Annotated in this window: 6 protein-coding genes and 5 pseudogenes; 8 read left to right on the forward strand and 3 right to left on the reverse strand. The window is 74.4% G+C overall.

Features of this window, described 5'->3' with window-relative positions; translation table 11 throughout:
• The 5 genes and pseudogenes from L6E17_RS20090 to L6E17_RS20110 form a co-directional block, all read left to right on the forward strand.
• A pseudogene (locus tag L6E17_RS20090) lies at positions 1-741 on the forward strand (hypothetical protein); the annotation flags it as partial.
• Positions 742-1,193: 452 nt separating this feature from the next.
• Positions 1,194-2,526: pseudogene (locus tag L6E17_RS20095) on the forward strand (VWA domain-containing protein).
• A 158-nt stretch (positions 2,527-2,684) separates the two neighbouring features.
• Positions 2,685-3,807, forward strand: a pseudogene (locus L6E17_RS20100) (AAA family ATPase).
• Positions 3,804-6,622: pseudogene (locus L6E17_RS20105) on the forward strand (hypothetical protein). Before L6E17_RS20100 ends, L6E17_RS20105 begins: the two co-directional pseudogenes overlap by 4 nt.
• 410 nt (positions 6,623-7,032) lie before the next feature.
• Complete coding sequence (locus L6E17_RS20110; RefSeq protein ID WP_236242150.1) at positions 7,033-7,206, forward strand: hypothetical protein; 174 nt, start codon at positions 7,033-7,035, stop codon at positions 7,204-7,206.
• A 2-nt stretch (positions 7,207-7,208) separates the two neighbouring features.
• Here the strand turns inward: L6E17_RS20110 and L6E17_RS20115 are convergent, their stop codons facing one another.
• A complete protein-coding gene (locus tag L6E17_RS20115) occupies positions 7,209-7,883 on the reverse strand; it encodes an AIM24 family protein (RefSeq protein WP_236242151.1) in 675 nt (224 codons plus the stop codon).
• Positions 7,884-7,944: 61 nt separating this feature from the next.
• On the opposite strand from L6E17_RS20115, the gene L6E17_RS20120 reads away from it, so the two are divergent.
• From L6E17_RS20120 to L6E17_RS20130, 3 genes are all read left to right on the forward strand, one after another.
• Positions 7,945-8,658, forward strand: a complete 714-nt coding sequence (locus L6E17_RS20120) for a peptidyl-tRNA hydrolase (protein WP_236242152.1) — start codon at positions 7,945-7,947, stop codon at positions 8,656-8,658.
• Positions 8,659-8,961: 303 nt separating this feature from the next.
• On the forward strand, positions 8,962-9,732 hold the full coding sequence (locus L6E17_RS20125) for a DUF4142 domain-containing protein (RefSeq protein ID WP_236242153.1): 771 nt from the start codon (positions 8,962-8,964) through the stop codon (positions 9,730-9,732).
• 133 nt (positions 9,733-9,865) lie between these two features.
• Complete coding sequence (locus L6E17_RS20130) at positions 9,866-11,302, forward strand: DUF692 domain-containing protein (RefSeq protein ID WP_236242154.1); 1,437 nt, start codon at positions 9,866-9,868, stop codon at positions 11,300-11,302.
• Positions 11,303-11,868: 566 nt separating this feature from the next.
• Here the strand turns inward: L6E17_RS20130 and hemQ are convergent.
• A complete protein-coding gene (gene hemQ / locus L6E17_RS20135) occupies positions 11,869-12,582 on the reverse strand; it encodes a hydrogen peroxide-dependent heme synthase (protein ID WP_236242155.1) in 714 nt (237 codons plus the stop codon).
• A gap of 23 nt (positions 12,583-12,605) precedes the next feature.
• A pseudogene (gene hemG / locus L6E17_RS20140) lies at positions 12,606-14,050 on the reverse strand (protoporphyrinogen oxidase).
• Positions 14,051-14,195: the final 145 nt, after the last annotated feature.

Consider the following 14,195-nt stretch of genomic DNA (forward strand, 5'->3'; position numbering starts at 1 on the left):
GCGTCGACGTGCAGGAGCACGCGACGGCCGTGCAGGCCCAGGTGCACGCCGTGTTCGAGCCGGCGGACGGCGGCGCGTCCCGCCTGGTCCGGGCCGGGGTGTCCGTGCCGAAGCCGGACACGGTCGTCAGTGCCGGGCTGTGGCAGCTGCTGCGCCCGCACATGTCGCTGCTGGCGGCCGTCAGCGAGGGCCGCTCGATGGACCTCGCCGACATGCCGGTCACCGCCGAGGGCGACCTGCTCTGGTCCGACGAGCACGCCCGCCCGGGCGAGCCGCCGACCCCTTCGCCACGGCCCGCGTGGCGCTGTCCGGGGCGGCCGCCACCGCAGCGGCCCCTTGGACCGGCACCCGGCGCACCTCGCCGTACCGGTGTTCCTGGAGGGCTACGCCTACGAGACCGCGGCGGGCGACGAGGACGCCCCCGACGGCGGCGCGCCCGCCTTCGTCCTGGCCGGGCAGCGCCTCGCTGTGGACACCGACCGGGTGCCGGCCGCCGGACCGCTCACCGCCGACGCGGTCGCACGGTCCCAGGCGTGCATCGGTCTGCTCCGCTGGGACGCGGGGGCGTTCCGTCTGCAACCGCTCGCCGTCGAGGCGACCGTGCGGAAGAAGACCGTCGCGATCCATGCCGGCGCGTGGGCCGGAGGCACCGCCGACAAGGCCGGTGCCAAGGCCGAGAAGGCCGCCACGGACGCGCTGGCGGTGCTGCGCGAGCGAGCCGGAAGGCTGCTGCGGAAATGACCGGACAGACCACGGACAGCACAGGCATCGCAGCCACCGCAGAAGCCGGAACCACCCTGGACGCCGGAGCGACCGCAGGGACCACGCCGACTGCCGAGGCCGCGCACACCACAGGGACCGGAACCACCACAGGGACCGCAGCCACCCCCGAGGCCGCAGGGACCGCAACCCCCGCCGAAGCCGGAGCAACCGCAGGGACCGCAACCACCGCGGAGGCCGCAGGCGCCGCAGGGACCGCAGCCACCGAGGCCGCATCGACCGCGGAGACCGGAACCACCGCGGAGGTCACGGACACCGCAGACACCGCAGACGCCACAGACGCCGCAGACGCCGCAGGGGCCGCAGGGGCCGCAGGGGCCGACGCCGCCGGAGGCGCCGGAGAGGGTGCGGGGGGCGGCGACGAGCGCGCGGGCGGTCCGGAGGAGAACCGGCGCCAGGCACTCTACTGGCGGCTGCTCGCCCGGCTTTTCGACCCCGAGGAGCAGGCCGCGCTGGAGTCCGCGAGCCTCGCCGTCGTCGAGGACCTCGGCCTGCCGCCGGCGCTGCTGGACCCGCAGGCCTCCGTCGACTCGATCGTGCAGCGCCACCGGAGCTGGCCGCCGAGTTCGACGGCCTGATGGTGCCGAGCCGGGCCCCGACGGCGTGCGCGACCGGGCGGCGGAGGTGAGGCGCGCGGCTCTGGCGTCCAAGCTGCTGCTCAACGTGTTCGCTTCCGCGCCGGGCACCGTCACCGCCGGGCAGCTGGCGCGCTGGCAGTCCGACGCCGGATGGCTGGAGCGCGGGCTCGGCTGCCGCCCCGGGGAGCTGCGCGGCGGGCGCCCCGGTGGTCCGGTCGGCGGCGCGGGTGCGGGCGTGGCACCGTACGGCACCGGCGGCCGCGGCGCGGCACCGGACCTGAGCCGCCTCGTACCGCAGATCGGCGCCATCGAGGCCGACCTGGTCAAGCGGATGCACCTGCGCGAGGTGCTGGCCGACCTGGGCTGGCCGCCCGGCTCACCCGAGCATGTCGCTGATCGAGCGCTGCTGCGCGACAAGGACAACCTGTCCGGGGTCGCCCTGGCCAACGCCAAGGCGCTGATCCGCCGGTTCGTGGACGAGGTCGCCGAGGTGCTGCGCACCCAGGTGGAGAAGGCCACGGTGGGCGAGCTGGACCGCTCGGTGCCGCCCAAGCGGGTCTTCCGCAACCTGGACCTGAACCGCACGATCTGGAAGAACCTGACGAACTGGAGCCCGGAGGAGGAGCGGCTGTACGTCGACCGCCTCCACTACCGGCACACCGTCCGCAAGACGACGCCGCAGCGGCTGATCGTGGTCGTGGACCAGTCGGGTTCGATGGTCGACTCCATGGTGAACTGCACCATCCTCGCGTCCGTCTTCGCGGGGCTGCCCAAGGTCGACGTACACCTCATCGCCTACGACACACGGGCGGTGGACCTGACCCCGTGGGTGCACGACCCCTTCGAGACGCTGCTGCGCACCAACCTCGGCGGCGGTACGGACGGCACGGCCGCCATGGCACTGGCCGAGCCGAAGATCGCGGAACCCCGCAACACCGTCGTCGTGTGGATCTCCGACTTCTACGAGTGGCGCTGCGTGGAGCTCTTCAAGAGCATGGCCGGCCTGCACCGCTCCGGGGTCAGGTTCATCCCGGTCGGCTCGGTCACGAGCTCCGGCCGCGGCAGCGTGAACCCGTGGTTCCGGGACCGCTTGAAGGACCTGGGCGCGCCGGTGCTCTCGGGGCACATCCGCAAGCTCGTGCACGAGCTCAAGACGTTCCTCACCTGACGCCCTCCTCGCCACTGCTCATCGGATCCGCCCTCTGCAGCGTCCCTGTCCGCCTCCCCGCCTCCCCGTCTCACCGCACCCCTCGCCGTCCTCACCGCACCACCCACCGACCTCCGTCGACGACTCGCCGTCATCGACGGCGCTACTGAAAGGCTGTCATGTCCGACCTGCTGCGCGCCCCCGCCGAGATCAAGTACGCCGAGGAGCTGGACTGGCTGGAGTCCATCGACGACAGCCCCAAGCCGTTCTCGTGGCGGCTGTCCCCGAAGATGGTCCGGCTGTTCATCCTGGGTTCCGAGCGCTCCGACGGCCTGGAGCGGGAGGTCCCGCAGAAGTGGTTCGGTGACCGCAGCTTCGTCGAGCGGTCCATCGTGACCCTGGCCTCCGACCGCGGTCTGCTGCTGATCGGGGACCCGGGCACCGGCAAGAGCTGGCTGGCCGAGCTGCTCTCCGCGGCGATCTGCCGGAACTCCACCCTGGTGGTGCAGGGCACGGCCGGCACCACGGAGGACCACATCAAGTACTCGTGGAACGTGTCGATGGTGATCGCCAAGGGCCAGTCCCGCGAGTCGATGATCCCGTCACCGATCATGACGGCGATGGAGAGCGGCGCGATCGGCCGCTTCGAGGAGCTCACCCGCTCCACCAGCGACGTGCAGGACGCGCTGATCTCGATCCTGTCGGAGAAGTACATCTCCGTGCCCGAACTGGACAGCGACGGCAGCGACAACATCGTCTTCGCCAAGCCGGGCTTCTCCGTCATCGCCACGGCCAACAGCCGCGACCGCGGCGTCAACGACCTGTCGTCGGCCCTCAAGCGCCGCTTCAACTTCGTCCGCATCCCGGTGGTGACGAACAGGAAGAGCGAGGCGGAGATCGTCCGCTTCCGCACGGAGGAAGCCGCTGCGCCGCCACCACATCGAGCTCGACGTGCCGCCGACCCTGCTCGACGTGCTGCTGCAGAGCTTCGCCGACCTGCGGGCCTCGGCCGCCACGGCAGGCAGCGACAACGAGAAGCTGGAGTCCGCCCTGTCCACGGCCGAGCAGATCGGCGTGCTGGAGGACGCGATCCTGCACAGCAACTTCTTCGGCGAGCACGCACTGACGGCCCGCACCCTCGCCTCCTCCCTGGTCGGCTCGCTGACCCGCCGCGAACCGGAGGACCTCGCCATCCTCAACAAGTACCTGCACGGCGTCGTCGAACCGCGCAGCAAGGAGGAGGGCGGCTCCTGGCCGGAGTTCCTGGAGGGCGGCCGCGACGCGATCGCCACCCTGTCATGAGCGGCACCCACGAAGGGTCCTTCGAGGCGCTGCGCTCCCAGTTGCAGGAGGCGGCGGCGGCCTTCGCCGACGGGCCCGACGCGTTGCAGGGCATCCTCCTCGGCATCGTCGACGACGTGGACCGCGCGGTGCGGGAGCCCCTGGAGGTCTTCCCGGTCTGCCACCACTCGCCCGCCTCGGCCGTCGCGATGGCGCGGCGGCTGCGGGAGAAGCAGCCCAAGGTGGTCTACCTGGAGCTGTGCGAGGACATGGCGCCGCTGCTGACCGAACTGCGCAGCTGCCGACTGCCGGTGGCCGTGCAGGCGTTCGCCGGCGACATCGACGGCTTCCCGCCCGCGTGGGCGCCGCTTTCGGTGGTCGCACCGATCACCGAGGCGTCGGCCGAGTACCAGGCCATCGCCTATGCCCTGGACACGCCGGGCGTCGAACTGGTCCTGGTGGACCGGTCCTCGGACCACGTGTTCCAGTGGGACGCCCGCCGGCCGCGGCCCGCCGGGGCGGCCGATCCGGACGTGCCCCCCGCCGTGGAGGAGGCCGCGCTGCACGGCGACGCGGTCGGCGTCGAGATCGGCGACCTGAGGCCCCGCTTCGCGGAGCTGGAGGAGCACCTGCTGCGCCACGGGCGGGTGCGCCACTGGTCGGAGTGGTGGCACCAGTACGTGGAACTGCCGCTGGGCGACAGCGACCACGACACGTACCGCCAGGTCATGCTGCTGATCGGCAGCCTGTTCCGGCGCCTCGCGCCCGGGGACCCGCACCGGCTGCGGGTCGACGAGGACCGCGAACGCCACATGTGGACCAGGATCCGCGAGCACCTCGCCGCCACCGGCACCGACCCCTCGGACGGCCTGTACGTGTGCGGGGCGTTCCACGCGGCGAGCCGCGTGGAGGAGTTCGGCGTGCACGGCTCCGGCGGGTTCCGGATCAGCCCCCGCACGGCCACCGTGTGGCAGCACGGCCTCATCCCGTCCAGCCACGCGGCGATCGAGGCGCAGTTCGGCCTCGCACCCGGGTCCGTGTCGATCGCGGCGACGGAGTGGACGAAGAACCTCAAACGCACGGGCGTTCGACCGTTCCGGCTGAAGGGGCAGGCAGGCGCGGGGAAGGCGAAGCCGCAGAAGACGCCGGCCCCGCACCCGGGGCGCGCCGGCGCGGTTTCCGCGCGGTCTCCGCACCCCGACCGCCTGTCCGGCTTCCTGCGGCGGCCGCCCGTCCTGGACCACCTGGACGAGGCGGAGCTGCTCGGCTGGTCGGTGGACATCGTGCGGGCGGCCCGACGCAACGGCTACCTGGCGTCGACCGCGGACGCCATCGCGGTGTTCGAGACGTCGATCCTGCTGGCCGGGATGCGGGACCGGGCCAGGCCCACGCCGTACGACTTCCAGGACGCGGCGGTCACCTGCATCGAGAAGGACAGCGTGCCGGGCCGGCGCGACGTGCGCCGGCTGGTCGAGATCATGATGGGCGGGGACCGGGTCGGCCAGGTCAGCTACGCCGCGCTGCCGCCCCTGGCCCGGGACGTGCACGACCGGCTGGCCCCGCTGAACTTGAGACTCCGGCAGCGCGGGGTGCAGCGGGCCCTGCTGGACATCGCCGGCAGGCCGGAGCTGGAGCAGTGCTCCGACGTGCTGTGGATACTGCGCCATCTGCTGCCGCACGGGGCGGCCCGGCCGATCATGGGTGAGCGGACCCTGGGCGAGCGGCCCATCCAGGAGTCGTGGGACCTGGCGCTCGGCACCCACCAGCGGGCCCTGATCGAGCTCGGCTACGAGGGCGTCAGCATCGAACAGGTCCTGGAGCAACGGCTGCGCCGTGCGGCGTACGACCCGCAGGCGACCACGGCCCGGGTCCTCCAGGCGGTGGAGGACGCCACGCTGTACCTGCGCAGTCGGCGGCTCGCCGACGAGCTGGGCGGCCGGGCGCTGGAGGTGCTGGCGACGGAGCGGAGCGTGGACGGCGCACCGGAGGTGCTGCGCCGGGTGCGGCGGCTGCTGGCGTACTACCGGACCAGTGAGCCGGTGCTGCCGCAGTGGATCGAGGCGTTCGCCAAGACGGGTTACGCGCACTACTGCACGCTCCTGCCGACGGCGTTCGCCGACGAGCAGGCGACGGAAGGCCAGGTCGCGGCGACCCTCGGCTTCCTCTTCGGCATGGAGGGGCTCGCGCTGTCGCTGGGCTGCGACCGGACGCAGCTGGAGCTGGCGGTCGCCCAGTCCCGTCCGCAGGAGCCGGCGAAGCGGGCGCTGCTGTGGGCGGCGCAGGTGCACCTCGGCCGGCTGTCACGCGCGGAGCTGCGGTCGCGGTGCGACGAACTGCTGGGCAACCCCCTGCTGCTGCCCGTCTATCCGCGCTACCTGAGCGGGTTCGTGCAGGCGCTGGAGCCGGTGCCGGGGCTGGCCGACTTCGTGGTGGAGGCGGTGTCGAACGCGTTCGCCCGGCTGCCGGACCCGGTGCTGCTGCCGTGGCTGCCGACACTGATCACCGCGCTGCGTGCGGACGGCGCCGAGTCGGCGCGGCTGCTGGTGGTGCGGGAGGCGGGGCGGATCTTCCCCGGCCGGCTTGCGGCGCTGGATGCCTGGGTGCCGCCGTGGCAGGAGGACGAGCCCGAGCGGGGGCCGCGGGGCCTGCGCGCACGGACCGCGGCCGCCGGGCCGCGCTGCTGGCGGCGCATCCCGCGGCGTGCGACGCGGTAGCGGACCTGCTGGGCTGCGACGGCACGTGGAGCACGACGGATCCGGTGCCGCCCGGTGCGGAGTTCCTCGGCCGCCACCCGGAGACGGCCACGGCCCTGGAGGCGCTGCTGGCCGCCAGGTGACCGACACGTGAACCGCCCAGTGAGCCGCCACGCAGCCGTCGCTCGGCCGCCACGGAAGACCTGCGGGGCGGGTCACCCGGGGGCGGACCCGGGACCGCCGGGGGCGGCGCGGGGCGGGGGCACCGCCCTCGTCGCCCATGAGCGCCGCTCATGACGAGCCCGTCCGCATCCGCATCGGCGGACGCTGGGCCTGCCACCCCGGCAACCCGGTGGGAGCCGAACCGGCCTGGCTCCGCCGCGGGCCGTACCGGCCCCTGGGCTCCAGGCTCCGGCTCGGTGCCCCGGGCCCCGTACTCCGGGCTCGGTGCTCCGTGCCCCGGACTCCGTGCCCCGGACTCCGTGCCCCGGACTCCGTACTCCGCTCCCCGGGCTTCGGGCTCCGTGCCCCCGGGCTCCGTACTCCACTCCCCGTGCTCCGGGCTCCGGGCTCCGCCGCCGAGGCGTACCGGCGCCGGTGCTCCGCCGGCGAGGCATCCGAGCCCGGCTCCACCGAAGTGGCACACCCATCGGGCTCCGCGGACGTCCGGCGGGCCGTCACCGCCGAGACGGTGCCGTCCGCGGAGGCGGCGGAGGACGGCGGCTGACGTCAGCCCTGCCCGGGCTGCGGCGTGTGCTCGCTCGGGCGCACGACGACGAACCCCTCTCCCTCCAGCATCAGCTGGACCGCCTCGCCGGAGCCGCCGCGGATCATCGAGCCGAAGGACTGCGAGCGGTGCAGCGACGTGGACAGGTGGGCGCTCCAGCCGACCACCGCGTCCGTGTCCACGTAGACCGGCTGGTGCCGGCCGACGGGGATGACGATCGGTGAGCCGTCGCAGACCAGGGCGAGTTTGCCGGTGCCGGTGAACACGCTGTTGAAGAGGCCGCCGCCCACCATGCCGGCGCCCTTGACGGTCCTGATCTCGTAGGAGAGGGACGGGTCGAAGCACAGGACGTTGCGGCCGTTGACAGTGAGCGCGTCGCCCGCCTCCAGCTCGACGATGAAGCAGTTCTGCGCCTCGTGCGCGAACCACGCCTCGCCCTGCCCCCGCACCGCCATCAGCGGCAGCCCCTCACCGGTGACCGCCCGCTTCAGCACCCCTCCTATGCCCTGGCCCTTGCGTTCGAACTGGAGGTTGCCGCGGAAGGCGATCATCGAACCCTGGCGCGCGTGCATCTCGCCGTTCACCGCGTACTTCACGCACTTGGAGTTCTGGAGGGCCATCCCCGGGGCGGTCGCCTGCTGCGCCAGGTGCTCCGACGCGAAAAGATCGCTCTTCATGCAGGGCATGGTGCCCCGAACCGCCCGATATGCCAAGGAGGCCGTTTGGCAGACTGGCCGGGTGACCAGCGACGCCACCGACCTCCGCCCCCCCGGCGCGCGCGACGCCGCGCCGCAGTTCGTCCTGCCCCTCGTGGCGCGGGTCGAGAAGACCGATCCGCCGCACCGCACCGACGCACTGGAGACGGCGGCCCGTGCCGTGCTCGTGCTGCTCACCGACGAGCGGTCCGTCGGCGACGGCGCATGGGCGCGGGCGGTACGCGACTGGCAGGACGCCCGGATCCGCAAGGTCGTCCGGCGCGCCCGCGGAGCGGAGTGGCGGCGGGCCGAGCGGCTGCCGGGCATCACGGTGACCGGGGGGACCGCGGAGGTACGGGTCTTCCCGCCGGTCCCGCTGGACGGCTGGCCGAAGGAGCTGGCGAAGTTGCAGGTGTCCGGCACGGAACTGGAGGACCCGGCAGGGCCGCCCGGCGGGGCGCCGGAGCCCGTCCCCGGGCGGGCTGTGCTGTGGCTCAACCCGGGGCTGGAGATGTCGACGGGCAAGGAGATGGCCCAGGTCGGGCACGGGGCGCAGCTCCTGTGGTCGGCCATGGACGAGCTCGTGCGCACGTCCTGGCAGGAGGCGGGCTTCCCGCTGGCGGTGCGGACCGCGCCGCCGGCCGACTGGCCGGCGCTGGTGGCGAGCGGCCGGCCGGTGGTGCGCGACGCGGGCTTCACGGAGGTCGCCCCGGGGAGCTGCACGGTCGTCGCGGACTTCCCCGTGCCCACCGGCTGAACGCTGCCGCACCGACCGGACACTCCCGCGCGCCGGCTGAACGCTGCCGCACCGACCGGACACTCCCGCGCGCCGGCCGAACGCGTCCGCATCGGCTGAAGGCTCACTCTCCGGCTGAACGCGCCGCGTCGTCCGAACGCGTCCGCGGCGGCTGAAGGCTGCCGCTCCCACCGAACGCGTCCGCACCAGCCGTATGCTCTCGCGCCGACCGGCCCCTCCCCCACTGGGTGAACGCTTCCGCGGCGGCGTACGTACTCCCCGGTACCGCCATGCGCGGAAGACGGGTTCGGTTCGGGAGGCATCTTGCAGCTACGGCGCATCAACGGGACGGCACTCATCATCGCGGCCCTGGTGGCCACCGTCGGGGCACTGGCCTTTCCGGTCTGGTCGTACGCCGACCGGTCGGGCACCGGCGAAGCGAATCTGGCGGCGTCGACGGTGCCCACCCAGTGGGGACCGCTGTCCGCGACCGACCGGGACTTCCTGGTGAAGGTGCGGCTGGCCGGGCTGTGGGAGCTGCCCGCCGGGCAGCAGGCGATGGAGCGGGCCCCGACACAGGCGATCAAGGACGCGGGAGACCACCTGGTGGTGGGCCACGCGGACCTGGACCAGCGGGCCAGGGACGTGGCGGCGAAGCTGGGCGTGCAGCTCCCGAACCAGCCGACGGAACAGCAGCAGGGCTGGCTGCGGGAGCTGTCGGCGGCGCAGGGCGAGGAGTACGAGCGGAAGTTCGCGAACATCCTGCGCAACGCGCACGGGAAGGTGTTCGGCCTGATCGCCGAGGTGCGGCACACGACGCGCAACACCCTGATCCGGCAGCTCGCCAGCGACGCCAACCAGACGGTGCTCGACCACATCACCATGCTGGAGGGCACCGGGATGGTGGACTACGACGCGATCGCGAACGAGGCGGCGGGCCGCGCCACGGCCAGCCCCGTCGGTCCGCCCCCGCCGAACGGGAACCTGCCGCCCGCGCCGACGCCCGCGGTGCCGAGCGGTATCGCCGAGGAGGCCACGTCGCTCCCGTCGACGCAGCCGGGACCGCCGACCGCGGTCAACACCAACCGGCCGTGAGCCGCGGCCGGGGCGGGCGCGGAGGCGCCCGAAACCTCAAATGAAGCTCTGAACCCGCCCGCCGGCGGTTCACGCGGCCCCGGCTTGGTCATGACCCCTTCAGCACGGCGGAGGGGGACCGAGGAGGGGGACCATGGACAGGCGTGACGGACCGGGCGGGCGTGGGGCGCGGCGGCTGGGAGTCGGTATCGGGTGGCGGCCGGAGATCGCGGACGCGGTGGACCGGCTGCCGGGCGTGGACTGGGTGGAGGTCGTCGCCGAGAACGTCTGCCCGGACCATGTGCCCGACCCGCTGCTGCGGCTCCGGGAGCGTGGTGTCACCGTCGTACCGCACGGCGTCTCGCTGGGCCTCGGCGGTGCCGACCGGCCCGACGAGGCACGGCTGGCCCGGCTGGCCGCGGCGGCCACGGCGCTGGGTGCGCCGCTGGTGACCGAGCACATCGCGTTCGTACGGGCCGGGGGCGCGCGCACCGCGTCCCCGGCATTGGAGGCCGGCCACCTGCTGCCGCCGCCGCGGACGCGGGAGGCGCTGGACGTGCTGTGCGAGAACGTGCGGATCGCGCAGGAGTCCCTGCCCGTGCCGCTGGCGCTGGAGAACATCGCGGCGCTGTTCTCGTGGCCGGACGACGAGATGTCGGAGGGCCGCTTCCTGCGGGAGTTGGTGGAGCGCACCGGGGTGCGGCTCCTCATCGACGTCGCGAACCTGCACACCAACCGGGTGAACCGCGGCGACGACCCCTCCAAGGCGCTTGCGGAGCTGCCGCTGGAGGCCGTGGCGTACGTCCATGTGGCGGGCGGTGTGGAGCGGGACGGCGTCTGGCACGACACGCACGCCCACCCGGTGCCCCGGCCCGTGCTGGACCTGCTGGCCGAGCTGGCTTCGCTCCGGGAGCCGCCGGGTGTGCTGCTGGAGCGGGACGACGACTTCCCGCCTGCGGAGGAACTGGCCGCGGAACTGGCGGCGATCCGTACGACGACGGAGACGGCCGGCGCGCTCCCGACGACGGAGACGGCCGGCGCGCTCCCGACCGCACGCCGTGCGGCCGGTCGGGGAGCCGGTGCCGCCACGGCGGAGGAGCCGTCCGGCGCCCTTGCGGCGGTCGACCGGACGGTGGCGGCGGCCCGTACGCTGCCCGCCGCGGGCGGCACGGCGGTGCCCGCCCCCGCAGGACCGCCCGGGTCGGCGGAGGAGCCCGTCGCGGAGGCGGTGCGGGAGCGCGTGGGCATCGCCCAGGCGGCCCTGCTGTCGGCGCTGGTGGCGGGGACGCCCGCGCCCGAGGGGTTCGACCGGGCGCGGCTGCGGGTGCAGGGCCTGGCGCTCGCGCGCAAGCGGGCCAGGATCGTGGCGAAGGTGGCGCCGGAGCTGCCGCGGATCCTGGGTGAGCAGGCGTACCGGGAGGCGTTCGTGGCGTACGCGGGCGGCGGCCGATGCCGGGCGGCTACCGGCAGGACGCGCTGGACTTCGTCCGGCGGCTGCTCGACGCGGGCCTGCCGGAGGACCCGAAGGCGCGGCGGCGGCTGCGGCTGTGGTGGGCTGAGCGGGCGGGTCCCCGCCCGCCGGGCAGGGTGACCCGACTGGTCCACGCGGCCCGCGCGGCCCTGGCCGGGTGACCCGGCAGTCGACGCGGCACATGCGACCCGGCGGGGTGAGCAGGCGGCGCATGCGGCACACGCAGCCCTGGCAGGACGGTCCGCGACCCGCATCGCACGGCCCCGGCCGGGTGGCCCCGCAGTCGGCGAGGGACGTGCGACCTGGCGGGGTGGTACCGCCGGGTGCGCGGCACCGCGGTGCCGGCGGGGTGGTGCGCGCAGCCCCGGTCGGGTGACGCGCGTAGAGGGACGGCGCGGGTGCGGCGCGCGGGCGAACCGCGCGCCGCACCCGGAGCCGGGGACCCGGTGTCGCTGGAGCGACGGGTGGTGCGCACCCGCCGTCTGATCTTCCGGGTCACGAGGTGGCGGGCCGGTCGTGCCGCCCGCCACCGGGTCGCGAGGTGGGGCCGGGGCCCGCCGCACGAACGCGGGCACCGGCGGTCCGAGCCCGCCGGTGCTCCGCGGCCGTGCCGCGGCGGCCTCTTCCGCGCGTGCCGGGTACGGTTCCGTCCCCGGCACGCGCGGCCTGCGACCGACAGCCGCGGCCTACGCCAGGCCCGCCACCAGGTCGGCGACGGTCTTGCGGCGGCCCGTGTAGAACGGGACCTCCTCGCGGACGTGCATCCGGGCCTCGCTGCCGCGCAGGTGGCGCATGAGGTCGACGATCCGGTACAGGTCGTTCGCCTCGAAGGCGAGGATCCACTCGTAGTCGCCGAGGGAGAACGAGGCGACCGTGTTGGCGCGGACGTCGGGGTAGCCGCGGGCCATCTTGCCGTGGTCGGCGAGCATGCGGCGGCGGTCCTCGTCCGGCAGCAGGTACCAGTCGTACGAGCGCACGAACGGGTACACGCTCACGTAGTCGCGCGGCTCCTCGTCGGCGAGGAACGCCGGGATGTGGGACTTGTTGAACTCGGCGGGGCGGTGCAGCGCCATGTTCGACCACACCGGCTCCAGCGCCCGGCCCAGCCGCGTGCGGCGGAACAGGCTGTACGCCTCCTGGAGCTGGTCCGCGGTCTCGGCGTGCCACCAGATCATGACGTCCGCGTCGGCCCGCAGCCCCGACAGGTCGTACGTGCCGCGCACGGTGACGTCCTTCGCGGCGAGCTGGTCGAACAGCTCCTGGACCTCCTCCGCGTAGCCGCCGCGGTCCTCGGGGAGGACGTCGCGCAGCTTGAACACGGACCAGAGGGTGTAGCGAATGACCTCGTTGAGGTCCTTCGCCTTCTTACCGGCGTTCGGGATCTTTTCGGGCGCACTCATAGGGCTATTCTCACTCGTCACTGTCAGTGCTCTGCGCCAGGGTCGTCCTGCGGGGACGCGGGGAGCACCGCGGCCACCTCGTCGGCCGCCCGCCACGCGTCGGCCACGACCGCCGGGATGCCCACACCGCCGTACGCGGCGCCGCACACCCGCAGGCCGGGCAGCTTCGCGACGGCGTCGCGGATCCGGGCGACCCGGGCGTGGTGGCCGACGGGGTACTGCGGCAGACCGTCGATCCAGCGGGTCACCGTCGTGGCGACGGGCCGGGCCGACAGCCCGACCGCCTCGCCCAGGTCCTTGAGGGACGCCGCCACCAGTTCCGCGTCCTCCCGGTCGAGGTGCTCCTCGTCGCCGTACCGGCCGAGGGAGGTGCGCAGGACGAACAGGTCGGGCGCGCCGTCGGCGATCCACTGCCACTTGTGGCTGGCGAACGTGGACGCCTTGATGGTGCGGCCCTCGACGGGCGGCACCAGGAACCCGGAGCCCGCGGGGACCGCCCCGGCCACGTCGGAGCGCCGGAAGGCCAGCGTCACCAGGGACATCGAGGCGTACTCGATCGCGGCGAGCTCGGCGGAGGCGGTCGGGGACTCGGCGGCGAGCAGGGCCGACGCCGACCAGGCGGGCGTCGCGAGGATCACCGCGTCGGCGTGCAGGACGCCGGTGCCGGTGGTGACCTCCCAGCCGTCGGCGCGCCGAGTCAGCCTCCGCACGGGGGTCCCGGTGCGGATCTCGCCGCCGCGGTCCCGCACGGCGTCGGCGACGGCGAGCGGCAGTCGGCCGACGCCGCCGCGCAGACCGGCGAAGGCCGGGGGCGGGGCGGTGCCGGGGCCCCGGCCGGCGCGGGCAGGAGGGAGCGGACGGCGTCGGTGAGGGTGCCGTGGGCGCGGACGGCGTCGAGCAGCTTCGGCGCGGCGGCCTTCATCGAGATGCGGTAGGCGTCGCCCGCGTACACCCCGCCGAGCAGGGGTTCGACGAGCCGGTCGACGATCTCGCGGCCCATCCGCCGCGCCACGTACGCGCCGATGGCGACGTCCTCGCCGGGCGCGTCGGGCGGCAGTTCGCGGTCCCGGCGCACGGCGCGCAGGCCCTCGTCGGACAGCAGGCCGCCGAGGCCGCCGGCATCGCCCGGGACGCCCATGAAGTGGCCCTTGGGCAGCGGGCGCAGGGCGCCGCGCGTCCACACGGCCGCGGCGGCCGTGGCGGGCGGCTGGAGGTGCCCGCCGAGCCCGACCGCGGAGGCCAGGTCGAGGGCCTCGGGGCGGCGGGCCAGCATCGACTCGGCGCCGAGGTCGACGCGCGCACCGGCGATCTCGCCGGCGTGGAGCTTCCCGCCGAGCCGGTCGGCGGCCTCCAGGACGGTCACGCTCCGGCCGGCGCGGAGCACGCGGTGCGCCGCCGCGAGTCCGGCGATGCCGCCGCCGACGACGACGACCCGGCCGGCGGGCGCGTCCACGTTGTCCACGTTCATGGGTCCACTGTCTCAAACACCCTGCCGGGTCCCGACCGTGACCCTTTCGGTACCGGAGGCGCGAAACCGGCCTGCCCGCCCCGCGCGTCGAACCGGCACCGGCCACACGGCCGGACGCACCCGCGCGTACGCACTCATGCACGGG

The sequence above is a fragment of the Streptomyces sp. CC228A genome (genome assembly GCF_021390935.1).
Taxonomy (GTDB): domain Bacteria; phylum Actinomycetota; class Actinomycetes; order Streptomycetales; family Streptomycetaceae; genus Streptomyces.

Excerpts from the sequence above, each read along its gene's own strand:
- L6E17_RS20130 (WP_236242154.1), top strand. The coding sequence starts at position 9,866 with ATGGACAGGCGTGACGGACCGGGCGGGCGTGGGGCGCGGCGGCTGGGA.
- L6E17_RS20115 (WP_236242151.1), bottom strand. The coding sequence starts at position 7,883 with ATGAAGAGCGATCTTTTCGCGTCGGAGCACCTGGCGCAGCAGGCGACC.
- hemQ (WP_236242155.1), bottom strand. The coding sequence starts at position 12,582 with ATGAGTGCGCCCGAAAAGATCCCGAACGCCGGTAAGAAGGCGAAGGAC.